We start from the raw sequence: 23,363 nt of genomic DNA, 5'->3' as shown, positions 1-23,363 counted from the left end.
AAAATTCGAAAGCTGCCATCGATGCAGCCGCAGCAAAAAGGCAGAAAAGCGCGCTGAGTTGGCATCCCGGACGACGTAACCGCCCTCGCGGATTTTTGCGAGGGTATTCGCCTGTCGAGGATCATGTTGCACTTTGGGTCATGCGCGGTTTTCCCACACATTCGGTAAGGGGCAACCCCAACAGGGGCCACCCTTTACACATCGCGACAGGATCCGATTATTTCTTGGCGCTGGTATGGTGCGCGCCAATGAACCAAGCATCCTTGCTGACGCCGCGGCTGACGCCGGTGAAGAGGTCCGCGGTTTCCTCGTCTCCCGACTCGCCCACTTCCTTGAGGCTCTCGTGGACGATGGTGGTGAACTGCACCATGCGCTTCTTCAACTCTTCAATATGGGCGTCCTGATGGACAGCATCACGCGGATACGCCTCCAGCTTGCCGTTCTTCTCGACACCTTCCAGCGTGCCGTCGGCGGTGCCGCCCAGAATGACGCAACGCTCGGCAATGGTGTCGACATGCTCGCCCATGCGGGCATAGACATCGTCCAGCAGTTCGTGGATGCCGATAAAGCTGGGGCCCTTGATGTTCCAATGTGCCTGCTTGATCGCCAGTTGCAACTGAATGCCGGTCGCCAGGGCGATATTCAGGTGATTGATCGAGGCTTCGCGGGCGTTGTCGCTGAGATAGTCGGTGAACTTCTCGGTCATGGCGTATCCTTTCTTCCAATCCCTTCGCGCGGCGCCGTTTCCGGGGCCGCGCTGGTATGTGGGGTATACGCCCCGGCAACCCATTCGGTTCCCGGAATGTGACGAAAGATTTGACCCGCTCAGCGGCCACTCATGATCATGCGGAATCGCAGCTGGTCAAAGATCACCGCAAGGATCAGAAGCGCGCCCAGCAGCACCATCTGCATGTAGGAGCTGACCTGCGCGAGGTTCATCCCGTTCTGCACGAGAATAATGAAGAAGCCGCCTAGCACCACGTTTTCGACCCGCCCAAGCCCGCCGCGCAGGCTGACCCCGGCGATGACGCAGGCGGCGATGGATTCCAGTGCGATGGTGCCGCCCAGATTGGCCTCGCCCGATTCCACGCGGGCTGTCAGCAACAGGCCGGTAAGCGCCGCGATCAGCGAGCAGAGGATATAGGCGGTCATCAAGGTCCGCTTGGTGTTGATCGCCGAGAGATGCGCCGCCTTGATGTTGCCGCCCACCGCATAGATCTGCGCGCCGACGCGGGTGCGCGACATAAGAATCCACATGGCCACGATGCAGATGGCAGCAACGATCACAGGTATCGGCACTCCCCATAGCCTGCCGAAGCCGAAGACATTGCCAAAAGCGAAGGGTAGGCCCGAAACCGGGATACCGCCCGTCAGGAAAAGGGCAAGCCCCGCCCCGACCGAGCTGACACCCAGCGTCATGATGAAGGGGGATACCTCAAAGACCGCAACCCCGATGCCATTGATCCCGCCGACGATCAGCGCCGCACCGAACCCCGCCAGCGCGCCTATGGCGATCGCCAGCCACACGGCCTCCGGAAAGATCGGCGCCATCGCAACCATGGTCATCGCCGACACGACCGAGCTGAGCGCTATGACCGTGCCCACCGACAGATCGAAGCCGCCCGAGATCAGCACCAGCATCTGGCCCAGCGACACGAGGATCAGGTAGACCGACTGCCGACCAACATTGACGAGGTTCTGAACCGTCAGAAATTTGTCCGACAGCACCGTAAACACGATCAGCGCGATTCCCAGGAAAAAGGGCAGCACGCCAACCCGGATGAAGATCCGCTTCAGCAGGTTGTCCTTTGTGTCGCCCTCGGTTCCGGTGTTCATGCAGTCTCTCCAGTGTCGTCGAAAAAGTGGCGCAGCACGTTGTCTTCGGTACGCGCATCGCCGGTCAGTTCGGCGGTGATGCGGCCCTCGGCCATGACCAGAACGCGGTGCGCGAGGTTCAGAACTTCGGGCAGATCGGACGAGATCACGATCACCGCCTTGCCCGACGCGGCGATGTCGCCGATCAGCCGGTAAAGCGCGGCGCGCGTGCCCATGTCGACGCCCACCGTCGGCTCGTCAAAGATGAAAAGGTCGGCGTCATGGCCAAAACTCTTCGCAAAGAGCACCTTCTGCTGGTTCCCGCCCGAAAGCTGCGCGACAGCCTTTGGCCGGTAGCTCTCCTTAAGCTCGACCGTCTCGAATATCTCGGCCGAAGTCTCGCGCAGGGCACGCGGGCGGATCATCGCGCTGGCTTCGCGCCCCATCATCAGGTCGATCCCGAGGTTCTGCCAGGCGCTCTTGGCCAGGTCGAGCCCCTCGGCCTTGCGGTCGGAAGACAGGTAATAGATACCCGCGCCGATCACGTGTCGGGTGGCCGTTCCAGTGATATCCTTGCCTTTCCAGCGCACGGTGCCGCCGCGAATGGGCTGGATCCCCATGATGCTGCGAAAAATGCGTGACTTGCCCGATCCGACAAGCCCCGCCATCCCCAGAACTTCACCGCGCCGCGCGGTCAGGGAAGCGCCGTTCACGCCCCATGCGCGTAGGCTCTCGACCTCCAGCAGCACCTCGGCGGGATCGTGCGGAATGTCGGGATAGATGTCACGAATGGCGCGCCCGGCCATCATCTCGACCAGCGTGGCCTCGTCAGTCTCGGCCATCGGCACGGTGCCGATATAGGCGCCATCGCGCAGCACAGTGACGCGGTCCGCAATGCGCTCGAACTCGTGGATGCGGTGCGAGATATAGATGATCGCGACGCCCTCAGCGCGCAGCTTTAGGATCGTCTCGAAGAGGTGATCGACTTCGCGGTCGGTCAGCGATGCGGTCGGCTCATCCAGAATGAGGCATTTGGGTTGGCCGTGAAACGCCTTGGCGATCTCGACCATCTGCTGCTGCGCGCGGCTTAAGTGAGCGACCGTCTCGCCCACGGGCACGTCAAAGCCGAGGCGGTCCAGCAGTTCCTGAGCGCCGCGGCGCATCGCGCGGTGGTCTGTAAAGGGGCCGATCCCCGGCTCGCGGCCCAGAAACATGTTCTGCGCAACGGTCATCGTCGGGATCAGCGAGAATTCCTGAAATACGGTGTAGATGCCCGCCGCCTGAGCATCTGCGACCGAGGCAAAGCGCACCGCGCGTCCCTCGACCTCAATGCTGCCCTCGGACGGGGTGTTGGCGCCCGCCAGCAGCGAAATCAGCGTCGATTTACCCGCGCCATTCTCACCGAAAAGCACATGCACCTCGCCGCGCGCCACGTCGAAGTCGACATGATCAAGCGCGATCACGCCGGGATAGGCGCGCGTCAGTCGCCGCGTCTGGATGAGGGGGGTGTCGGTCATGGGGGAATTGGCCCTTCGAAAGGGAGCGCCGGGCGGCGCAGGGCCGCCCGGAAACACGTATTACTCGATCGAAAAGACCGGCGAGAAATTTTCGGGCGGCAGAACGGTGCTGCGGTCGGTGTCCGCAATATTGTCCTGATTGATGACAAAGATCTTGGGGCCGACATGCTGGATCACGTCCTTGCCTTCCAGGATGCGGACGGCCTGATCGACCGCCATGCGCGCCTGGATGACCATCGAGTCGGCAGGTGCCGCGGTGATGAAGCCCCGCTCGATCCCGGTCCAGACGCCGGGCGTCAGGTAGAAGGCCAGGATACCCGTCTCGCCCATCAGACCGCGCTCGCGGATGAGACCCTGCGCCGCCTCGGCGGTCACGGCGGTGCCCGCGATATAGTCAACCTCGGGGTTGGCCTGCAGAACGTCCTCGACCAGCTTCAGTTGCGCCTCCTTGCCGGTATCGCCATAGCGCGGCTCGAGCACGCTAACCGCAGAGCCTTCGACCGCCTGCATGAAGCCCGTATTCGCGGCCTCGACCCAACCGGCGCCCGCCGGGCCGGGGAACCAGCCAACGGTGACTTCATCACTGCCGGCGGGATGCTGCTCGGCCAGGTAATTGCCGATTTCACTGCCCATCGTCTGGAACGACACCAGCGCCTTGCCGGCGATATCTGGCGACGAGACGCCGTTGATGACGTCGATCACCGGAATGCCCTGGTCCGCGACCTCCGAGATGACCGAATTGAGGCCATCATAGGAAATCGCGCCGATGATGACGGCATCCGCGCCGCCCGCGACGCAATCCTCGATCTGGCTGATCTGGTTCGCCAGTTCGGTATAGCCGCCCGCCTCGGTCACGTTCAGCTTGACGCCAAGGCGGCGCGCCTCCTCGACGAGGCCATAATCGACGCCCAGCCAATAGGCGTCCTTCATGTGCGGCAGGGCGGCGCAAATGTTCCAGGCCTTTTCGGCCTTATCCAGCGCCTCGTAGGTGACCGGCGTGCGCTCGCCATCGGTAGCAAAGGCCGGTTCGGTTTGCTCGGCCTCGTAGGGGAACCACGCTTCCTGCGCGACGGCAGCCACCGGCATCAGCGCGGCAAGTGCCGTGCCGAGGGTGAGTTTTGTCAGTGTCTTTGTCATTGATCGTTACTCCCTTTGGTATGTGCGGGCGGGCGTGATGCCCGCCTCGTTGATTATTTTGCCGCGCGCGCCTAGTTCAGGGCGCTGCGGATCTTCTCCAGCCGGGCGGTGCGCGCGTGGCGCGCCTCCAGCGCGGTCTCCATATCGACCTCGACGAACTTGACCGGCGTGTTGGGCTGAAGCTGCCCGATCAGGTCCATATCGGCCGAGATGATCGCGCCGACGGTGAAGTAACCGCCACCCGACACCGCGTCGCGGTGCAGCACGATGGGCTCCGTCCCGCCGGGGATCTGGATCGAGCCGTAGCTGTAGCAGCCATCGACGATGTTCGATGGGTCCGAGCCTGCGCCAAAGGGCTGCTCGCGCTCGACGAACTCCATCGGCTTGCCGCCGCGAAAGCGGTATCCCATGCGGTCCGCCTCGGGCGCGACCTTCCATTCATCCGCAAAGAACTGCTTTTGCGAGCCCTCCGTCAGTCGGTGCCAGTAAAGGCCCGGCAAAACGCGCAACTCCACAGGCTTGGGCAATTCGGCCAGCAAGGAATGATCCAGCGTACGCTCCTTGGCATTTGCGCTGGCCTTGCCCACGGGGACAACATCACCAGCCGCCAAGGCGCGGCCCTCAAAGCCACCCAATGCACCGATCGGATAGGTCGAGCGGCTGCCAAGCGCCGGGGGCGTATCGATGCCGCCAGCGATGGCGATATAGATGCGCGCGCCGGTTTTCAGGAATCCGAATTTAAGCGTCTGCCCGGCCTTGACCGGGAAGGACGACCAGCATTTGCGCTCTTCACCATCCACATAAACGGGCATTTCCGCGCCGCCGATAGCGACCAGTGCATCGTCGTTGAAGGTAAGTTGAGGTCCCATGAAGACCGCTTCCAATCCGGCGGCATCCTCGGGGTTGCCGACCAGCATGTTGGCGATGCGCATTGCCGCGCGGTCCATCGCGCCGCCCTCGGGAATGCCGAGGTGAAAATAGCCCGGACGCCCCAGATCCTGAATGGTGGTCAAAAGGCCGGGTTTGACAACTTCAAACGTCATTGAGAGCCTCCATCAGCTTGGCGTTGGTGCCTTCCATATTCGCGTTGAAATCCTCCAGATCGAAGGTCACGTTGGCGATGCGCGGCTGGTAAGTGCCGTCCTCGACCGCCTTGAGGATGCGGTCATATTCTTCGCGGTCGATCGGCTTCCATTTGACGATATCGCCCGGCTTGAAAAAGACCATGAAGTCCTTGAGATAGCTGACCTCCTGATCCGCATCGAAGATGGTCATGGGCGTAATGCCGAACATCTGGTAGCCGCCCGCGCCGCGCACCGAATAGACGCAGGAGAAGCAGCCGCCATAACCGACCGTCTGTTTCGGCGTGTCGGTGCGCGGCTTGAGATATTTGGGCACCTCGATCTGCTTGTCGCGCTCGACCAGCTGGTAGAGGAATGGCAGGCCCGACACGAAGCCGACCATCGACACGAACCACGGCGCGCTATGATGCGCCTCGATGAACGCCTCGACGCTATCATAGCCGTTGATGCGGGCGGCATAATCCAGATCGGTGCCCGACGGGTCCTGATGGCGCTCGCGAAAGCGCATCACGCAGTCATGTGTCCAGGGATCCTGGTAGAAGACCGGCACCTCGACGATGCGCGTCTCCAGCCGCTTTTCCGCATTCTCGGCCTTCTTCTCCAGCTCTTTCAGCTTGGCCATCATGTCTTCGGGCGCGATCACATCGGGATCATAGCGCACCTGAAAGGAGGCGTTGGCCGGACAGATTTCGCGCACGCCGTCGATATCGGCCTCGCGCGCCGCGTTGCTCATGGCGAGGGATTTGAAGAACGCGTCCAGCGACATCTCCTCGTCCATCTCGACGAAGATATGCTCGTCTCCGCCGTATGAATACCGTGTCTTCACGATGCTCCTCCTGTCTCGTTGGTGAGATTGTCCGCGTCCAGCCACGGCTCGAGCCATTGAGTATGGATGCGGCCTGCGCGCACATCTGGCGATGTTGCCAGCGCCTTGTGCAGCGGGATGGTGGTCTTGAGCCCGTCGATCTTTACTGCGTCCAGCGCGCTCGCCATCTTGTCGATCGCGGCCTCGCGGGTATCCGCGTGCACGATCAGCTTGCCGATGAGCGAGTCGTAGAATGGCGGAATCTGGTAGCCCTCGTAGAGGAAGTGATCGACGCGGATGCCGTCCTTGTCGTCCGCCAGATCAAGGCTGCCGACCACGCCGGGGAAAGGCATGAATTTCTTGAGCGGGTCCTCGGCATTGAGGCGCACCTCGATTGCGTGGCCGTTCAGCGCGATTTCGTCTTGCGTGACGGGCAGCTCTTCGCCGCCACAGACGCGGATCATCAGCGCGACCAGATCGAGGCCGGTGATCATCTCGGTCACAGGGTGCTCCACCTGAATGCGCGTGTTCATCTCTATGAAGTAGAACTTGTCGGCGCGCACGTCATAGAGATACTCGACCGTTCCCGCGCCGCAATATTCAACCGCCTCGGCCAGATCGACGGCGGCGTCGCACATCGCGGTGCGCGTGGCCTCGGGCAAGCCGAAGGCGGGGGCCTCCTCCCACACTTTCTGGCGGCGGCGCTGGAGCGAGCATTCGCGCTCGAAGCAATGCACCGCGCGTTTGCCATCGCCGAGGATCTGCACCTCGATATGGCGCGGCTGCTCAATGACCTTCTCGATATAGATACCACCATCGCCAAAGGAGGCCTCAGCCTCCTGCCGGGCTCGCGGGGCAAGTTTGGCCAGGTCTTCGGGCGTGTCCGCGATGCGGATACCGCGCCCGCCGCCGCCCGCGCTGGCCTTGATCATCACCGGATAGCCGATGCGCTCGGCGATCTCGGCGGCTGCATCCATGTCATCGACGCGCCCGTCCGATCCGGGCACCACGGGCACGCCTGCTGTCTCGGCCACTTGCCGCGCCGACACCTTGTCGCCCATGCTCTGGATCGTGTCTGCCGAGGGGCCAACGAATATCATGCCCGCGTCAACCACCGCGCGGGCAAAGCGGGGACTTTCGGCCAGAAAGCCATAGCCGGGATGCACCGCATCCGCGCCGGCGTCCTTGGCCGCCTTCACCACGGCATCCACATCCAGATAGGATTTGGAGGCCTGCGCCGGGCCGATGCACACCGCCTCATCGGCCATGCGCACGGCCAGCATCTCGGCATCCGCCTCGGAATGGGCCTGGATCGTGTGGATGCCAAGGCTCTGCGCGGCGCGCACGATGCGCACGGCGATCTCGCCCCGATTCGCGATGAAAAGGCGTTGAATGCTCATCTTACTTCAGTGTCGCCAGAACGTCGCCCGCCGAGACGGCCGCCTCGTTCTCCGCTGAATAACCGCCAAAGGTGCCATCCTCTTCGGCCTGCACCTCGATAAAGGATTTCATCACTTCGACAAGTCCGATCGTCTCGCCGCTCTTGACCGCATCGCCCGTCGATTTGAAGGGCGCGTCATCGGGCGATGGCTTGTGGTAGAAGGTGCCGGGGACGGGGGATTGAATGTCAGCCATGGGGTGTCTCCTGTAAGTGTTCAGCTGGCGTCATGCGCCAGCACGTCGCGCGCGGGTGCGATGATGATACCGTTTTCGGTCAGGGTCTTGCGGATCGCCTTGAGAATCTCGACCGCGCCGGGCGTGTCGGAATGCACGCAGATGGACTCGAAGGCGACGTCGATATCCTTGCCGCTCTCGGTCTCGACCTTGCCTTCCTTGCAGGCGCGCAGGCACTTGGCGGCAATCGCCTCCGGGTCGGCCGCTGCGCCCTTGCGCGTAAAGATGATCATGCCGTCATCGCCATAGTCGCGGTCCGAATAGAACTCGCGCACCACCGGGTGCGAATGCCGTTTGGCCACCTCATAGGTGAGTGCAGCGCCCATGCAGAAAAGGATCAGATCGGGCGCGGTCGCCTGCAGCGTCTCGACCAGGTGACGCGACAGATCCTCGTTGCGCGCGGCCTCCATGTAGAGCGCGCCATGCGGTTTCACATGCTGCAAAGGCACTTCGTGGCGGCGGCCGAATTCGCGCAGTGCGCCGATCTGGTAGAGGATGTCGTTAACCAGCTCGTCATCGGCGGCGTCGATCTTGCGCCGGCCAAAGCCCTGAAGATCCTTGTAGGCCGGATGCGCGCCCAGACCGACGCCATGCGCCTTGGCCAAGGCTGCGACGCGGTTCATCGAATTGGGATCGCCCGCATGAAACCCGGTGGCGACATTTGCCGAGCTGATGACGGCCATCAGCGCCTCGTCAGGGGCGTCGCCATAGCTCCAATGGCCAAAGCCTTCGCCCATGTCACAGTTGAGATCCACAATCTTGCGCATACCGTATCCCCCCGAAACTATTGTTGTGCAGAGCCTGCGCCTCGATTGAGTGTTTGTAAATTACAAAAAATTGCGCAACTAATATCGGATAATCCGATAATCCGAATTTGCGAGGCATCGTATGAATTTAAGGCAACTCAAATACTTTGTCGCCACGGCCGAGACGGCGCAGGTCAGCCGGGCGGCCTCGGCCTTGTCGATCTCCCAAAGCTCGGTGACAACGGCGATCCGCGATCTTGAAACGTCTCTTGGCGCGACTCTTTTCCTGCGGACGCGGCACGGGATGGACCTGACCGATGCGGGGCGCGAGCTCTTGGCCTCGGCCTATGCGATCCTTGGCAAGATCGACGAAGCGCAGAACCTGCGCCACCGCGACACCGACGCCTCGGGCACCATCCGCATCGCCGCCAGCTATACGGTGATCGGCTATTTTCTGCCCTTTCACCTCGACCGTCTGCGCCGCCTGCACCCCAACCTGAACATCGAGCTGCACGAGCTGAATCGCGACAGCATCGAGGAGGGGCTGCTGTCGGGCCGCTTTGACGTCGCGGTTCTTCTGACGTCGAACATCACCAATCCGGGACTGGAGAGCGAGACGCTGCTGCGCTCGGCCCGGCGGGTATGGTGCGCCAGTGGGCACCCATTCGCGCAGCGGCGCAACATCACCTTCGATGAGATCGCGGACGAGGATTACATCCTGTTGACCGTCGACGAGGCCGCGAATACCGCAATGAAATACTGGAGCGCCCAGACCCGCGAGCCGCGCGTGCGCCTGCGCACCATGTCGATCGAGGCCGTCCGCTCGATGGTGGCCAACGGGCAGGGGATCACGATCCTCAGCGACATGGTCTACCGGCCCTGGTCGCTGGAGGGCAAGCGTATCGCGACGGTCATGCCCGCCGGACAGGTGCCGACGATGGATGTGGGTCTGGCATGGCGGCGCGGCGCGGTATTCACCCCGCAGATGGACCTGATACACGCCTATTTCCGGCAGGCGTTCAATTCGCCCTATGCCGGGTAGCCATCAAAGGATCGGGCCGACCGTCGCCACCGCGTTGTTCCAGATGCGCCGGTAATAGGGCCAGGCGTCGACATCGCTGAGTGTGATCTGCACAGATCCGGCGATATAATCGCCCTGTCGCGCCTCGACCGCCTGCGCGATCCCGGTGTCCTGAAGCAGGATGTTGTTCTCGAAATTCAGATCGAAACTGCGCAGGTCGATATTGGACGAGCCGATGAGGCAGGCCGTGCCATCGATGGTCAGCGTCTTGGCGTGTAGAAGGCCGCCCGTGTATTCGTGAATGATGCAGCCCGCCTCGAGCAGACGGCGGTAGTAGCTGTGGCTGGCGGCGGCGACGATCAGGCTGTCATTCTTGTGCGGCATGATCAGCGTCACGGCAATACCCCTGTGCGCGGCGGCGCACAGCGCCTCAAGCACGGTGGCATCGGGCACGAAATAGGGTGTCGAGATCACCAGCCGGTCGCGCGCACATCCCATCGCCGTCGCAAAAAGCTGCGGTGTGGAGCTGCGCCGCTCGGTCGGCCCGTGGCCCATCGCCTGCGCGGCGAAGCCGCCGGGGACAGGCGGGCAGGAATGGGCCAGCGCCTCGGGTGGCTCGCCCGTTGCGCGCATCCAGTCGCTGGCAAAGAGAAGCTGATTTTGCGCCACGACCGGCCCTGTGAGGCGCAGCATGATATCCACCCAGGGGCCGTATTTCGCCTTGGGCAGAAACTCGGGATCTGCCGAATTGCGGCTGCCGCAATAGGTAACGGCCCCGTCGATCACCGTGATCTTGCGGTGGTTGCGCATGTCGAGGCGGCTGGTCAGGATCGTGCGGATGGGCCGAGTCAGCGGCATCGCCACGGCCAGGTGTACGCCCGCCTCGCGCATACGTATCCACAGGGTCGAGCGGATCAGCGCGCGCGAGCCCAGACCATCGGCCATCGCGCGGCAAGTGACACCGCGCCGGGTGGCGCGGATCAACGCCTCGGCCAGTTCAATGCCGGTGCCGTCCTCCAGCCAGATGTAATAGAGCGCGTGCACATGATCGGTCGCGGCGTCGATATCGGCAATCATCCGGACGCGCGTATGGGTGGCATCCTCCATCAACTCGGCGGCATTGCCGGGAACGGGCTGAAAGCCGTTGATCGAGGCCGCATAGCTGAAAACGGGCCGGAACTGCGCCTTGATTTCGGTGTCAAGCGCCGAGGTTTCGCCTATCAGCGCGCGCGCAACGCCATGAAGCTGCTCGCGGATGCTACGCTGCATCTCGTGGGCGCGGCGGCCCAGATTGTTTTCGCCAAAGAGGAAATAGACGATGCTGCCAAAGATCGGCAGGACGATGAGCACGATGATCCAGGCCAGGCGCGCGGGCGGCGACAGGTCATCGCGCAGCATCAGCCGCACCGACAGCGACAGCACCATCAGAATGTGGGCGGCAAGGGCGATACTCATCCGGCATCCTTTGGCATTTCGAGGTCTATGACTACGGGCAGGTGATCCGAGGCGCGGGCCGCCAGATCCGAGACGTGAACATGCGCAGACACCTCCTGCAGATCGCCGCGCAGCACGAAGCGGTCCAGCGGCGCCGTGGGCCGGGACGCGTGAAAGCTGTTGCCGGGAAGGATCATGCGGCAACTGCCGCCCAGAAGGCCTGCGATGGCCGGATCGTGCCGCCATGCGTTGAAATCCCCGGCGAGCAGCACGGGGTGGTCGGCATTTTTCATGTGCCGCCCCAACGCCGACAGTTGCCCCGCCCGCACCCGCCGCGCCAGCGCCAGATGCACGCCGATCACCTCGATTCGGGGCGCGCCGAACAGTGCCGAGACCGCGCCGCGCGGCTCCAGCGAGGGCAGCTCGATCCGGGTGGAATCGGTCAGCACCAGAGATTGGTCGCGATAGAGGATCAGGTTGCCATGCCAGCCATGACTGGCCGGGCGCACAGAGAGATCGACCAGCCGATAGCCCAGTTTTTCACGCAGCATGTCCAGCGGAAGAACCCCCGCGCGCTTGCCGACACGCTTGTCCGCCTCCTGCAGGATGACGACATCGGCCCCGATCTCTTGCAGCACGCGTGCGATGCGGTCGCCGTCCCGCCGCCAGTCGAGGCCCACGGCCTTGCGGATATTGTAGCTGGCAATGCGCATCAGCGGCGCCGCGCGCCGCGCGCAATGAATTTCGGAAGTGCGCCGGGGGCCGGGTCGCTCATTCTTGGGGGCCTCCTGCCGGGGTATGATGCCCGGCAAGGATGCCGCGCCGCGCGGCAAAAGGAAAGGCCGGGGCCGCCCTTATTGCGCGCCATCCTTGCGCCGATGCGCGCGGATCGTTTGGCCGTCCGGCGCCGTCAGAACCAGCGCGCCGGTCCGGTCGATTTCGTAGCGCGTGATTTCGGGTAAAAGCGCCAGCAGCCGTTGCTCCTGCTCCATCAGAGCGGGCAGGCAGGCCATCCGCGTTGTGGCCGTGGGCGACAACTCCATCGCGCCACCCGGCCCGGCGGTATATTCGCCGACGAGGCGATTGCAGCTGGCATTGCCCGCAAGCGCGCCATCCGGCTGAAAGGACAGCGTCGCGGGCGAGCGGTCGATCACGCCGCGATCGCCGATATACTCAATGCCCCACGGGCCGCCGGTCAGGGCCGGACTGTCGCGGTCCTGGGCCACGAGCGCGGAAATGGCGGCGATGCCGGTAGCCGCGAGGATGATGAAGCCAAGGATGATGCGTTTCATGGGCGTACTTTCTGACGGATAAACGGATCACTTCTACCTGTGCACCGTCGCGGACAGGATCAAGTCCGTGCGCCGGGCGGCTGGGTGCTAGAGCGGGGTGGCATTCAACCAGTCGATAATCTTCAACACATCGTCGCGGCTGTCGATATGGTTTCGCTCTACGGCTGAAAACCTTTCTTGCATCGGCATCTCGCCGGTAAAGGGCGCCACCAATGCGCCGCTGTCCAAGGCATGCCGGGCGAAGCTGCGACTGATGATGGCGCAGCCATGTCCGGCTGAGAGGATCTGAAGCGCAATCAGCGACGAATCGGCCCTCATCCAATGGGTGGGAGCGGGTCGATCATAGCCGTTTCGCTCGAACCAGCGGTCCCAGTCGGTCTCTGAGCCGACGACCTGCACGATATCGGCACCGGGCAGCGTTTCTTCCGGGGGCGCACCAGCGATGTGGCGCGCGTAGTCGGGGTGGCAGACGATCGTGGCAGGCGCAAGCGCCAGCGGATGTATGTTCTGCTCGGGCCAGTTTCCGTCGCCGTACCGGATATCCAGATCGATGCTCGCGTCATTCATCCGGTCGGCCCAGACGGTGGTGGAAAGCTCGATTTCTATATCCGGGTGCAATTCGCGAAATTCGTTCAGTCGCGGCGCCAGAATGAGGGCGGCGAACGAGATGGAAGAGCGCACCCGGATCAGCGACCCGCGCTGATGGCGAAAGAGGCCATCGGTCGCCGTTTGCATCGCCTGGAACGACTTGCGGATTGGCAGCGCATAGGCCTGACCCATATCGGTCAACTCTACCCCCTTGGCAAGCCGCTTGAACAGTTGCACGCCCAAATGCTGCTCCAACAGGCGTATCTGCTGGCTGACGGCGGCGGGGGTAAAGTTCAGTTCTTCCGCCGCCGAGGTGAAAGAGCTGTGCCGCGCCGCCGCCTCGAACGCGCGCAGCCAGGTGACATGAGGCAGTCGGCGCATGAAATGTCCCTTCATTTGAGCGCGATGATGGCCGTGATCCGCCGGGGGGGGGCGGCTACGCGCCCGGAGCGAATTAATGGCCGGGCATAGCGGCCAAAGCCATTGGTTGCAGCGCTGCCGCTGCGATTTCTGTTCGCTCTGATCCCACCGGGCGAAAAATTGCGATGCCGGTCCCTGCATTTGGAGATGCCGTTATGCGTGTGGCTAGCCTTAGCGCGTTTTCATCGGCGTCGCCACGCCTACGGGCCGGGCCCGCCTGAGCGGAGCGCTGTCTTGAAGTCAAGGCATGCCGGACAAAAGAAAACGGCGCGAAAAACGCCGCGCCGTTTTGATAGTGACAGTGGGGCTGCCCGTCAGGCGCGAGCCCGCTGGGGCGTCTCTTCATCCTGCGAATGGCCCTTGCGCGCCATGACGCGGTAGGTGCTGCGCACCGCGCCGCGATCCGTGTAGCAGCCGCGCAGATGGCGGCTGCCGCTCTCGGCGACATAGCCCTCGCGCCCATGCACGATGCGGTGGTTGTCGAACACCACGCAATTCCCGGCCTCCGAGCGGAAGCGCATGGTAAAGCGATCCTCCTGCATCATGCGGATGAACTTGATGAAGGCCGGGTAATAGTCGTCCAGCAGGTCCTGCGGCAGATCCATGTTGTCCTGCAGGTGCTGCGAGATGGTCACGCCCGTTACCTTGCCGTCTGCATCCAGCTCGATCACGCGCTGATGGGCGCGGTAATCCCAGTTCTCGTGGCGGTAGAAGAACGGGATCTCGTGCCCGGCCAGCAGCGCGAAGGCCTCCGGGTCTTCGGCGCGCAGCGCCTCGGCCACGGCGGCGCCATCCAGGAACAGCGATAGGCCGCCCTCGACGGTGTTCTCAAGGCAGTGCAGGAATTGTACGCCCGGTGCGGTCTCTTCGCCCGGCAGATCGGTATGCATCTCCAGCGGGCCGGCGGTGAAGGCCAGGTTCGTCGGTTCGATCTCGACCCGCACGTCAAAGAAGAGACCCTCAGCCGACGGCGTGATGGGGCCGACGGCGTTGACAAGGCGCGGCAGGCTCTCGGTGCTTTTCTCCATGTCCGTCACGATCGCGATGCCATCCTCGATCAGGGCGCGGGTCAGGCGGGCGCGGCCTTCGTCGCTGTCCACCACGTCATCCTGCGCGACGCGGGTGATCGACGGCAGGTAGTCGCCATACCACAGCGTGCGCGGCAGCTCGGCGGGATCAGCGGCGCGGCCATTGGCGGCCACCTGCTGCAGCAGCGCCAGCGGCACGCGCGAGGCCTGCGCCTCGTCCTGCCAGCCGATGACCAGCATGTCATCCTCGATCATGGCCGAGCTGGCGCGCGGGGGCCCGGCCAGCTCGGATGCGTCGAAGATCCGCTCGCGCGTTTGCGGGTCAATGCAGGACACGCAGGCGTCGCGCAGCCAGTAGTAGTTGAAATAGGTGTCGCCGCCGGGCAAGCCGATGGTCATGCCCTTGTCGCGAAGATCAAAGGTTGTATCGCTCATATCTGTCATCCTGTTTTTAGGCGGGAAGGTTCAGGGTTTAGCTGGCATAGCTGTCGCCCTCGGCATCGAGGATCGCGCGCAGCTCCGACAGGTGCGCGTCGGCCTGACCGGGGTAGTCTTCCAGCTCTTGCGCCGTCTTCTCGGCGATCTCGTCTGAAAGCACCCGCAGGGGCAGACCGGTTTGCAGGGCGCGGATGTAGGTCTCGGCCGCGCGCTCGAAGTAGTAGAGGCGGTTCCAGGTGTCGGCGACATCGCTGCCGATCACCAGAACGCCGTGATTGCCCATGATCATCACCTTCTTGGACGGGTCTGACAGCATCGAGGCGCAGCGCAGGCCCTCTTCCTCGAAGGCCAGACCGCCAAAGGCGTCATCGATCACAGTGCGGTTGTAGAAGGTCGCCGTGTTCTGGTCGATCGGCGGCAGGGTGCTGTCCGCAAGGCAGGCCAGAACCGTTGCCCAGATAGAATGCGCATGCATCACGCAGCGTGCATGAGGGCAGGTCCGGTGGATCGCCGCATGCAGGCCCCAGGCGGTGGGATCGGGCGCGTCGGGCGCCTCCAGCGCGGAGGGGTCATTGGCATCGAGATGCAGAAGGTCAGACGCCTTGATGCGCGAGAAATGCCGCTGGTTCGGGTTGATCAGGAATTCGGTGCCGGCATCGTTGACAGCAAGGCTGAAATGATTGGCCACGGCCTCGTGCATGCCAAGGCGCGCGGCCCAGCGAAACGCGGCCGCCAGATCGGCGCGCTCGGCCCAGTGGCTGAGATTGGCGGCGGGGGTGGGGTTCGGGTTCTGCATTGTGCTTACTCCGCTGCTGGTTTGGCCGCCGCGGGGTGCGTGAGGCCTGTCGGGATGACCTCATAGCCGGGCTCCTCGGGTTCGTCATCGACCAGGTGGTCCGGAAAGCCAGGCGCGGTGATGCTGAGGCCGGTGGCGTCCTCAAGGCGGCGGATGATGTTGGGCGATAACTCGCGCGGGCCATAGCGGGCGATGCCATCGTTGAAGATGTCGACCAACAGGGGGCTGATCTCCAGCGGAATGCCCGCGTCCTCGGCCAGCTTCTGAAAGAGGCCGATATCCTTTTTCACGAGGTCCATGGTGAACGAGACGTCGCGCGAGCCATTCAGGATCAACTGGCTTTCGGTCTCGTGCACAAAGGACGTGCCCGAGGAGATCTTCATCGCCTCATAGGTGGTGTTCATGTCGATGCCCTGTGCCTTCATCGTCACCAGCGCCTCGCAGCAGGTCAGCAGGTTGGCGGTGGCCAGATAGTTGGTCATCACTTTTAGCACCGAGGCGGTCCCGATCTCGCCGGTATGCAGCACGCGGCGGCCCAGCGTGGTCAGGACGGGCAGCATCCGGTCGAACGTGGCGCGGTCGCAACCTGCGAAGATCGAGATGTTGCCGGTATCCGCGCGGTGGCACCCACCCGAGACGGGGCATTCCATCGCCGCGCCGCCGCGCTCGATGACCAGTGCGGCAAGGCGCTTCATCTCGCCGCCATCGGTGGTCGACATCTCCATCCAGATCTTGCTGCTGTCGATGGCGGGCAGCATCTGCTCGACCACGGCGGTGCAGGCGGCGGGCGAGGGCAGGCAGGTGATGACGCCTTCGCATTCCTCCATCATCGCCAGCGGGCTGGCCGCTGCCTTGGCGCCCATTGCGATGAACTTTGCCACCAACTCGGGGTCCAGATCGTGCACCATGAGGTCATGGCCGTTGCGCAGCAGGCTGCCCGCCAGCTTGCCGCCGACATTGCCGAGGCCGATAAATCCGATTTTCATGTGCGTGTGCCCTTCCGCATGAGCGATTGCGTTCTGCGCGCGACCGTGAAGCAACTCGAAACCAACGTAAAGCAATGGGTTTTTACCCATTGGGGGCGGATATTTTGAGGGAGAGCCTTTCTTCGTTATGCTGCGGCCCTTTGCGCGGTTTCGCACTGTTGCGGCGGCGCCGTTTTTGGGGGCGCTCTGCATAATATTGCGGCACCTGCACGCGGCGCGGGCTATGCTGGCGCTGCCTGTTACTTGCGAGACGCCCGCCAATGCCCGATGCCGGTTTTCTGGATGCCCTGCCTGCCGCGATGGATGCGGTCGGCACCACCCGCTTTGAAAAGCAGCTGGCCGATGCGATCGGCTGCGTGCTCAGCTATGATTTCATCACGATGGCGCGCTATTCGGTGCATGAAAAGCCGCGCTTCCTGGTCCACTCCTACACCTTCCCCTCGCATATGGCCGAGCTTTACCTGTCGCAATTCGTTGATGCGGATCCCTATATCGAGCATTGGCGCAGCGCCGAGGCGCCAGGGGTTGTCTGGCTGCAGGACATCGCATTCTCGCGCAAGCGATACCGCAGATATACCGAGGTTTTCCTGCCCCAGATCGGTGTGTGCGACGAGATCGGTGTTTTCATGCCCGCCGTGGCGCGCGACTCGGTCGCGTTTTTCTACAACCGGCGGGAGCGGCTCTTTTCGCTCGGCGATGTGCAGGCGGTGCGTGAGGTTTTCGATGCGGCGGCGGCGCTCTACCGGCTGCATATCCGCACGCTTCTGGGGCAGGAGGGCGCAGCGCGCGATGGCTCGCCCTCGCTGGGCAATCCGGCGCGCGCGACCTCGGGTAGCGGCGCGACGATCTGGTACACCAATGAATGGAGCGCGCAGCAGCGCCCCGATCTGGCGCTGGTCGAGGTCGCGGGCGCGGTGCCGGCACAGGCGCCCGAAACCTACCGCGCAACGCCGCTGCGGCAGGGGGTAGCGCCGGGCGCATCGCTGGCGGGTTGGGTGGCGCAGCTGGGCCTGACACCGCGCGAGCGCGATATCGTCGCGGCGGCGTTGAGGGGCGAGGCGAATGCGGGGATCGCGGCGGCGCTGGGCCTGTCGGTGGGCAACGTCAAGAACCACAAGCGCCGGATCTACGCCAAGCTCGACATCAGCTCGGAGCGCGATCTGCTGGCGATGTATATCGCCGCGATGTCCACCGACGCGGGCTAGGGCGCCCGCCGCCGCCGCATCACCGCCTGCAGGATACGGTCCACGATCATTGCAAGCAGCGCCATGCCCAGCCCCGCGACCAGCCCCGCCCCCGCATCGGCGCGCCCCAGCGCCAGAAAGATCAGCTGTCCCAGCCCGGTCGTGCCGACCAGCGCCGCGATCACCAGCATCCCCAGCGCATAGAGCACCGTCTGGTTCAGCCCGACCAGGATCTGCGGCATCGCCTGCGGCAGGCGCACCTGCCAGAAAAGCTGCCAGGGCGAGCATCCGCTGGACACGCCCGCCTCGATCAGCGTGGTCGAGACCGAGCGGAGGCCAAACTCGGTATAGCGGATCATCGGCACGATGGCATAGGCGACGATGGCCAGCAGGGCGGTGAAATCGCCCACCTGGAAGAGCATCAGGGCTGGGATCAGCAGCACGAATTGCGGCAGGGTCTGCAGCATGTCGTTCACGGGCCGGATCACGCGCGACACGATGTCGGACGTGGCACCCCAGACGCCGATCAGTCCGCCCAGAACGATGCAGATCAGCACGGCGACCGAGCAGAGATAGACCGACAGCATCGCCTGCGGCCAGATGCCGTTGACCAGCAGGAACGCGGTTGCCCCGCCCACGAAGGCCGCCAGCCGCCAACCGCCCAGCTGCCATGCCAGCAGCGTGGCAAAGCCCAGCACTGACAGCCAGGGCAGCCCCGTCGCTCCGAAATAGAGAAAGGCCGCCATGACGACCGCGGCAACTCCGCCCCGCCACGCAACGGTAGCAAAGCCGGCAAGGCAGAGGAGCGCCGCGGCGGCCCAATAGGCGGCCTTGGCGGCGGGGGCGAAACTGACGCCCCAAGTGAATGGCACGATGGCGCGCTCGAGCCCGATCTTGACCGGCAGCAGCACATAGTAAAGCGCGCCATTCTTGAAAGCCGACATCGCGCCGCCATAGCGCACCAGGAAGCCCTCAACCGCGCTGTTGATCGTTTGCGCGGGCGACCAGACGGCCCATTCAGGCCAGCGCCAGAGGCCCGGCAGGACATAGGCGGCGGCAAGGCTCAGCGCGATGGCGGCCGCGAGGGCGCCGAAGAAGTGCAGCCTGCGCAGGCCGACGAAACTGGCCATCGGCAGGGCGCGCGCGGCATAGGCGGCGGTAATCCGGTCCAGAAGGATTGCCATGACGACGATGACGAGGCCGGACATCAGGCTCTGGCCGAACTGGGCCTTGCGCATCGACGACAGCACCTCCCAGCCGATATCCTCGAATCCGCCGATGATGGCCGCGATGATGACCATCGACAGCGTCGCCATCGTGGTCTGGTTCACGCCGATCAGGATCTGGCGCCAAGCGCTGGGCAGCTCGGCCCAGAGGAACCTCTGCCAGCCGGTGCAGCCGGACATGCGCGCGCTCTCGACGATTGCGGGCGGGATGGACTGGAACCCCAGCACCGTGTTGCGCACCATCGGCGGCGCCGCAAAGATGACGCTGGCCACCAGCCCAACGACGGGGCCAAAGCCGAAAAGCAGCAGGATGGGTATGAGATAGGCGAAGGCCGGGACCGTCTGCATCAGGTCGAGCGTGGGCATGATCGCAAAGTGCGAGCGGTGCGAGCGATACCCCAGATATCCGAAGGCGAAACCCAGACCCACGGCCAGTGGCAGGGCGACAAAGACCAGCGACAGCGTGTTCATTGCCTCGATCCAATAGCCCGAAATCAGGATATAAAGCAGCCCCAGCGCCGCGATTATGGCCAGCCTCGGGCCGCCGCCCTGCCAGGCCGCCAACGCCACGACGGCGCAGACGCTCAGCCACGGCATCTCGGTCAGCAGGCGTTGCACCAGAGTGAAGGCCGCGCCCAATCCGTGCGAAATGGCGCGAAAGAACGGCTGCGCCTGCGCAACGAACCAGTCGGCGGCGGCGTTGGTCCAGTCCTCCAGCGGCACGGTCCAGCCTGCGGGATATTCCAGTACCAGCGGGACGTCCTGCCGCAAAAGAACCAGGAGGGCCGTCGCCGCGATCAGAGCCAGCCAGGGCCAGGCGGCGATGGACGAGCGCAGGATACGGGTGGCGGCGCGGCTCATATATCTGCGACGGCGTCGTCGTGATAGAGCGAGCGGATCACTGTCAGCGGGTGCAGCGCACCGATGACCTGCCCGTCATCTCCGGTCACGTCCACCGTGACGGTATCGTCGTCAAAGAGCTTGATCGCCTCGTTCAGATTGGCGCGGCGCGGCACCTGCGGGTGGTCTTTGCCATCATTATGGCTGGGGCCCATCACGTCCTCGGCGCACAGGACGTTGGCCAGGGGCACGTCCCCTATGAAATCGCGTACATAGGCATTCGCCGGTTTCAGGACGATCTCGGCGGGAGTGCCGATCTGCACGATCTGACCGTCCTTCATGATGCAGATCCGGTCAGCCAGCTTGAGCGCCTCGAGGAAATCATGGGTCACGAAAACGATGGTTTTCGACAGCTGTTTCTGCAGGCGCAGGAATTCGTCCTGCATCTGGCTGCGGATCAGCGGATCAAGCGCCGAGAACGGCTCGTCGAGCAGCCAGAGTTCTGGGTCAGCGGCAAGGCTGCGGGCGATGCCGACGCGCTGTTGCTGACCGCCCGACAGCTCGTGCGGATAGGCGCTTTCCTTGCCCTTGAGGCCGACCAGTTCGATCATCTTGCGGGCATGGGCACGGCGCGTCTCGCGCGGCTGGCGCTGCGCCTTGAGCGGGAAGGCAACGTTCTGAACTACATCCAGGTGTGGCAGCAGCCCGAAATCTTGAAACACCATGCCCATCTTGCGGCGGCGCAGCTCAGTCAACTCGCGCTTGCTGGCCTTCAGCAAGTCCGTTCCGTCAAGGAAAACCTCGCCCAGCGTCGGCTCGATCAGCCGCGAGATACAGCGCAGCACCGTCGACTTGCCCGAGCCGGAGAGGCCCATGATGACAAAGATCTCGCCCTTGGCCACGTCGAAACTGACATTGCCTGCGGCAACGAAATGATCAGCGGCGCGCACATGCGCCATCCGCTGCTCCAGCGTCATGGCCTCGAAATCGCCCGAGGTGACGCCGCCGGGATCATCGCCATAGACCTTCCAGAGGCCGCGCACCGAAAGCTTGGCAGTGGTCGATGGCGCGGTGCCTTGGCGTTTGGGCATTGCATGCTCCGGTCGGGAAAAGCGGTCGTGGGGTGCGGCCCGCGTCAAGGCGCAGGCCGCTGATTGTGCTTACTCTTTGGCCCCTTCGACCCAGGGAGTCCACGTCTCTTTCTGCGCCTCGACATAGGCGCTGATCACGTCCTCCAGCTTTTCGCCGTCCTGGTCGATGGCCTTCATCATGACTTCCTGATCGGCGGTGTTCATTTGAAACGCCTCTAGAAACGCATAGGCCGCCGGCCATTTCTCCTCGAAGCCTGACCATGCGACCTTCATCGTCACGGGCCGCTCGACGCCGCAATCGCCGGTCGCGTTGGGGTTAGGTCCCCAGGCCGGATCGGTTTCGCAGGCCGGATCATACGCGGGCAATTCGACCCAACCGGCCTCGACTTCGGCAAAGACCCAGTGCGGCGACCAGAACATCATCACGAGCGGCGTCTTTTGCGCCGTCGCCGATTTCAGCTCGGCCACCAGCGCCCCTTCGGAGCCCGCCGGCACGGCCTTGTAGTCGATATCCAGCGCTTCGATGATATCGGCCGAGCGGGTGCCCCAATCGGCAGGATAGGACAGGATGCGCCCCTGCGGGAAAGTCTCGGCGGTAATCAGCGACTCTTTGCACTCCATCAGCGCGGCCCAGTCGGGCAGGCCGGGGCAGGTCTCTTCCATATGCTTGGGATACATCCAGCCCTCGCGCGTCTCGAGGCCGAGGTCGCCGATATCGACGGTTTTGCCGGCCTCCTTCATCTTGGGATAGATCTCGCCCGCATTGTTCAGCCACACTTCGAGTGAGGCCGAGAGATCGCCATCCCCCAGCGCGGTGAATTGCGGATAGTTGCCGGCGGTGACGTATTCCACCTGATAGCCCATGTCCTTGAGGATAGTACCTGCAACATGCGTCGAGATATGCTGGCCGGTCCATTCATTGATCGCCAGTTTGATCGGCTCGTCCGTTGCACCCATTTCGGCGGCGCTGGCCATGCCGATGGTGGATGCCCCTGCCAGCAGCAGGCTGGTCAGTGTCTTGATCGCTTTCATGTCGGTCTCCTTGTTGTCACGGTCTTGATTGTCAGGACCTGTGCTCGGCCCCTTGGGGTCTCTATAGTCTGTGGCCTGCGTCCCGCATGCTCTGTCGGGGCGGCGCCGCTCCCGCTCAGTGTACCGCGCAGGGGTGGGTATTGTAACGGGCAGCAGCGCCGATCGCTGTCATTGGTGTCGTCACCGTGATGTTAGCGCGCTCTGCGATCGGCGTAATAGTGCCTGGAGGCACCATTACGCAAGGCGCCTCGCCGGCCTATCCTGACGGGGCCGGGCAGCAGCGCGGCGCTATCCCATGATCCAAGGCCGCGCGCCAAGGAAGGCCCCATGCACCCCATTTATGCCCTTTGGTCCCACCCGCGCTCGATGTCGACCGCGATGGAGCGCGTGATGCGCGAGCGTGGCGATCTGGACTGCCATCACGAGCCGTTCATGTATGACTATTACCTGCACCGACAGGTTCGAAAGATGCCGCATTTCGAGGCCGAAGCGGACCGCCCGGTGTCTTATGAGGCCGTGCGCAAGATGCTGCTGGAGCGCGCGGCGATGGGCCCGGTATTTATCAAGGATATGAGCTATTACGTCATGCCACGCATCATGGACGATGCCGCGCTGTCCGACGCCTTGGTGAACTGCTTTCTCATCCGCGATCCCGTCGCGTCGATCCTGTCCTATTTCAAGATTGACCCCGATGCGACCTGCGAGGAGATCGGCCTCGAGGCGCAGGCGCAGCATTTCAAGGCGCTGCAGGATCGAGGGATCACCGCCCCCGTCATCTGCGCCGAGGACGTACGGCGCGATACCAAGGGCACCGTCAGCGCGCTCTGGCGGGCCATCGGCCTGCCGCCTGCGGACCATGCGTTCAGCTGGCAGGAGGAGCAGCCCGAGGATTGGAAACAGGTCGGAGAGTGGCACGGCACCGCGTCATCCTCGACCGGCATCGCGCCGATCAGCGAGGCGGAAGTCGCCGAGAAGAGGCGCAAGTTTGCCGAATTGGTGCAGAAACAGCCCCGCGCGCAGGAGTATCTTGATTATCATCTACCGCACTATGAAATGCTGAAGGCGCACGCGCTGCAAGTGTGAGGCACCTTCATTAGTCGCCTAAAGGAAACTGAAATGCCCACCACCCTGATGACCCCGATCCCGGAACTATACGTCAGCCACGAGTCTGCGCAGAAGCTGAAGGTGGAGGCGGCGGATCTGGTCAGCCA

Annotated in this window: 22 protein-coding genes; 3 read left to right on the top strand and 19 right to left on the bottom strand. The window is 63.6% G+C overall.

Translation table 11 applies throughout. The features are described 5' to 3' along the window. Nucleotides 1-217: 217 nt before the first annotated feature. The 9 genes from dps to ACEWPM_RS13165 form a co-directional block, all read right to left on the bottom strand. Nucleotides 218-706, bottom strand: coding sequence for a DNA starvation/stationary phase protection protein Dps (gene dps, locus ACEWPM_RS13205; protein ID WP_393962800.1), 489 nt, complete (start codon nucleotides 704-706; stop codon nucleotides 218-220). Between the two features lie 119 nt (nucleotides 707-825). Then, a complete protein-coding gene (locus ACEWPM_RS13200) occupies nucleotides 826-1,836 on the bottom strand; it encodes an ABC transporter permease (RefSeq protein WP_393962801.1) in 1,011 nt (336 codons plus the stop codon). Continuing rightward, nucleotides 1,833-3,332 carry a sugar ABC transporter ATP-binding protein gene (locus tag ACEWPM_RS13195; RefSeq protein WP_393962802.1) on the bottom strand — a complete coding sequence of 500 codons (1,500 nt, stop codon included), beginning with the start codon at nucleotides 3,330-3,332 and terminating at the stop codon, nucleotides 1,833-1,835. Before ACEWPM_RS13195 ends, ACEWPM_RS13200 begins: the two co-directional genes overlap by 4 nt. Nucleotides 3,333-3,392: 60 nt before the next feature. Then, on the bottom strand, nucleotides 3,393-4,469 hold the full coding sequence (torT, locus tag ACEWPM_RS13190) for a TMAO reductase system periplasmic protein TorT (RefSeq protein ID WP_393962803.1): 1,077 nt from the start codon (nucleotides 4,467-4,469) through the stop codon (nucleotides 3,393-3,395). Nucleotides 4,470-4,540: 71 nt separating this feature from the next. After that, a complete protein-coding gene (locus ACEWPM_RS13185) occupies nucleotides 4,541-5,512 on the bottom strand; it encodes a 5-oxoprolinase subunit C family protein (RefSeq protein WP_393962804.1) in 972 nt (323 codons plus the stop codon). Further along, a complete protein-coding gene (locus ACEWPM_RS13180; RefSeq protein WP_393962805.1) occupies nucleotides 5,502-6,377 on the bottom strand; it encodes a 5-oxoprolinase subunit B family protein in 876 nt (291 codons plus the stop codon). Before ACEWPM_RS13180 ends, ACEWPM_RS13185 begins: the two co-directional genes overlap by 11 nt. Next, the gene (locus tag ACEWPM_RS13175; RefSeq protein ID WP_393962806.1) at nucleotides 6,374-7,756 is read right to left on the bottom strand and encodes an acetyl-CoA carboxylase biotin carboxylase subunit; all 1,383 of its coding nucleotides are present in this window, start codon (nucleotides 7,754-7,756) and stop codon (nucleotides 6,374-6,376) included. The genes ACEWPM_RS13180 and ACEWPM_RS13175 overlap by 4 nt, the downstream gene beginning before the upstream one ends. Before the next feature lies 1 nt (nucleotide 7,757). Continuing rightward, on the bottom strand, nucleotides 7,758-7,991 hold the full coding sequence (locus ACEWPM_RS13170; RefSeq protein ID WP_393962807.1) for an acetyl-CoA carboxylase: 234 nt from the start codon (nucleotides 7,989-7,991) through the stop codon (nucleotides 7,758-7,760). A 20-nt stretch (nucleotides 7,992-8,011) separates the two neighbouring features. Further along, nucleotides 8,012-8,797, bottom strand: a complete 786-nt coding sequence (locus tag ACEWPM_RS13165; RefSeq protein ID WP_393962808.1) for a 5-oxoprolinase subunit PxpA — start codon at nucleotides 8,795-8,797, stop codon at nucleotides 8,012-8,014. 121 nt (nucleotides 8,798-8,918) lie between these two features. On the opposite strand from ACEWPM_RS13165, the gene ACEWPM_RS13160 reads away from it, so the two are divergent. Further along, a complete protein-coding gene (locus ACEWPM_RS13160; protein WP_393962809.1) occupies nucleotides 8,919-9,818 on the top strand; it encodes a LysR family transcriptional regulator in 900 nt (299 codons plus the stop codon). Nucleotides 9,819-9,821: 3 nt separating this feature from the next. On the opposite strand, the gene cls is transcribed toward ACEWPM_RS13160, so the two are convergent. The 7 genes from cls to ACEWPM_RS13125 form a co-directional block, all read right to left on the bottom strand. Continuing rightward, nucleotides 9,822-11,252, bottom strand: a complete 1,431-nt coding sequence (gene cls, locus ACEWPM_RS13155) for a cardiolipin synthase (RefSeq protein WP_393962810.1) — start codon at nucleotides 11,250-11,252, stop codon at nucleotides 9,822-9,824. Next, nucleotides 11,249-11,944 (bottom strand): endonuclease/exonuclease/phosphatase family protein, encoded by a 696-nt coding sequence (locus tag ACEWPM_RS13150; protein ID WP_393962811.1) that lies wholly within the window; start codon nucleotides 11,942-11,944, stop codon nucleotides 11,249-11,251. The genes cls and ACEWPM_RS13150 overlap by 4 nt, the downstream gene beginning before the upstream one ends. Before the next feature lie 141 nt (nucleotides 11,945-12,085). After that, entirely contained in the window at nucleotides 12,086-12,523 is a 438-nt protein-coding gene (locus ACEWPM_RS13145) for an META domain-containing protein (protein WP_393962812.1), read from the bottom strand. 87 nt (nucleotides 12,524-12,610) lie between these two features. Further along, nucleotides 12,611-13,492: a LysR substrate-binding domain-containing protein gene (locus tag ACEWPM_RS13140; RefSeq protein ID WP_393962813.1), complete on the bottom strand. Its 882-nt coding sequence runs from the start codon at nucleotides 13,490-13,492 to the stop codon at nucleotides 12,611-12,613. A gap of 353 nt (nucleotides 13,493-13,845) precedes the next feature. Further along, nucleotides 13,846-14,994 (bottom strand): TauD/TfdA family dioxygenase, encoded by a 1,149-nt coding sequence (locus ACEWPM_RS13135; RefSeq protein WP_393962814.1) that lies wholly within the window; start codon nucleotides 14,992-14,994, stop codon nucleotides 13,846-13,848. A 37-nt stretch (nucleotides 14,995-15,031) separates the two neighbouring features. Further along, a complete protein-coding gene (locus ACEWPM_RS13130) occupies nucleotides 15,032-15,793 on the bottom strand; it encodes a class II aldolase and adducin N-terminal domain-containing protein (protein WP_393962815.1) in 762 nt (253 codons plus the stop codon). A 5-nt stretch (nucleotides 15,794-15,798) separates the two neighbouring features. Further along, complete coding sequence (locus tag ACEWPM_RS13125; protein ID WP_393962816.1) at nucleotides 15,799-16,779, bottom strand: NAD(P)-dependent oxidoreductase; 981 nt, start codon at nucleotides 16,777-16,779, stop codon at nucleotides 15,799-15,801. Between the two features lie 260 nt (nucleotides 16,780-17,039). On the opposite strand from ACEWPM_RS13125, the gene ACEWPM_RS13120 reads away from it, so the two are divergent. Next, nucleotides 17,040-17,984, top strand: coding sequence for a response regulator transcription factor (locus ACEWPM_RS13120; RefSeq protein ID WP_393962817.1), 945 nt, complete (start codon nucleotides 17,040-17,042; stop codon nucleotides 17,982-17,984). On the opposite strand, the gene ACEWPM_RS13115 is transcribed toward ACEWPM_RS13120, so the two are convergent. From ACEWPM_RS13115 to ACEWPM_RS13105, 3 genes are all read right to left on the bottom strand, one after another. Next, nucleotides 17,981-20,050, bottom strand: a complete 2,070-nt coding sequence (locus ACEWPM_RS13115) for an ABC transporter permease (protein WP_393962818.1) — start codon at nucleotides 20,048-20,050, stop codon at nucleotides 17,981-17,983. The two genes, ACEWPM_RS13120 and ACEWPM_RS13115, sit on opposite strands and share 4 nt — an antisense overlap. Continuing rightward, entirely contained in the window at nucleotides 20,047-21,120 is a 1,074-nt protein-coding gene (locus ACEWPM_RS13110; RefSeq protein ID WP_393962819.1) for a quaternary amine ABC transporter ATP-binding protein, read from the bottom strand. Before ACEWPM_RS13110 ends, ACEWPM_RS13115 begins: the two co-directional genes overlap by 4 nt. Nucleotides 21,121-21,189: 69 nt before the next feature. Continuing rightward, a complete protein-coding gene (locus tag ACEWPM_RS13105) occupies nucleotides 21,190-22,152 on the bottom strand; it encodes an ABC transporter substrate-binding protein (RefSeq protein ID WP_393962820.1) in 963 nt (320 codons plus the stop codon). Nucleotides 22,153-22,479: 327 nt separating this feature from the next. On the opposite strand from ACEWPM_RS13105, the gene ACEWPM_RS13100 reads away from it, so the two are divergent. After that, the gene (locus ACEWPM_RS13100) at nucleotides 22,480-23,235 is read left to right on the top strand and encodes a sulfotransferase-like domain-containing protein (RefSeq protein ID WP_393962821.1); all 756 of its coding nucleotides are present in this window, start codon (nucleotides 22,480-22,482) and stop codon (nucleotides 23,233-23,235) included. Nucleotides 23,236-23,363 lie beyond the last annotated feature (128 nt).

This window comes from Roseovarius maritimus (assembly GCF_043355895.2).
Classification (GTDB): Bacteria; Pseudomonadota; Alphaproteobacteria; order Rhodobacterales; family Rhodobacteraceae; genus Roseovarius; species Roseovarius maritimus.
The sequence above is the reverse complement of the archived record's forward strand: the minus strand, read 5'-3'. Positions and strand labels throughout refer to the sequence as shown.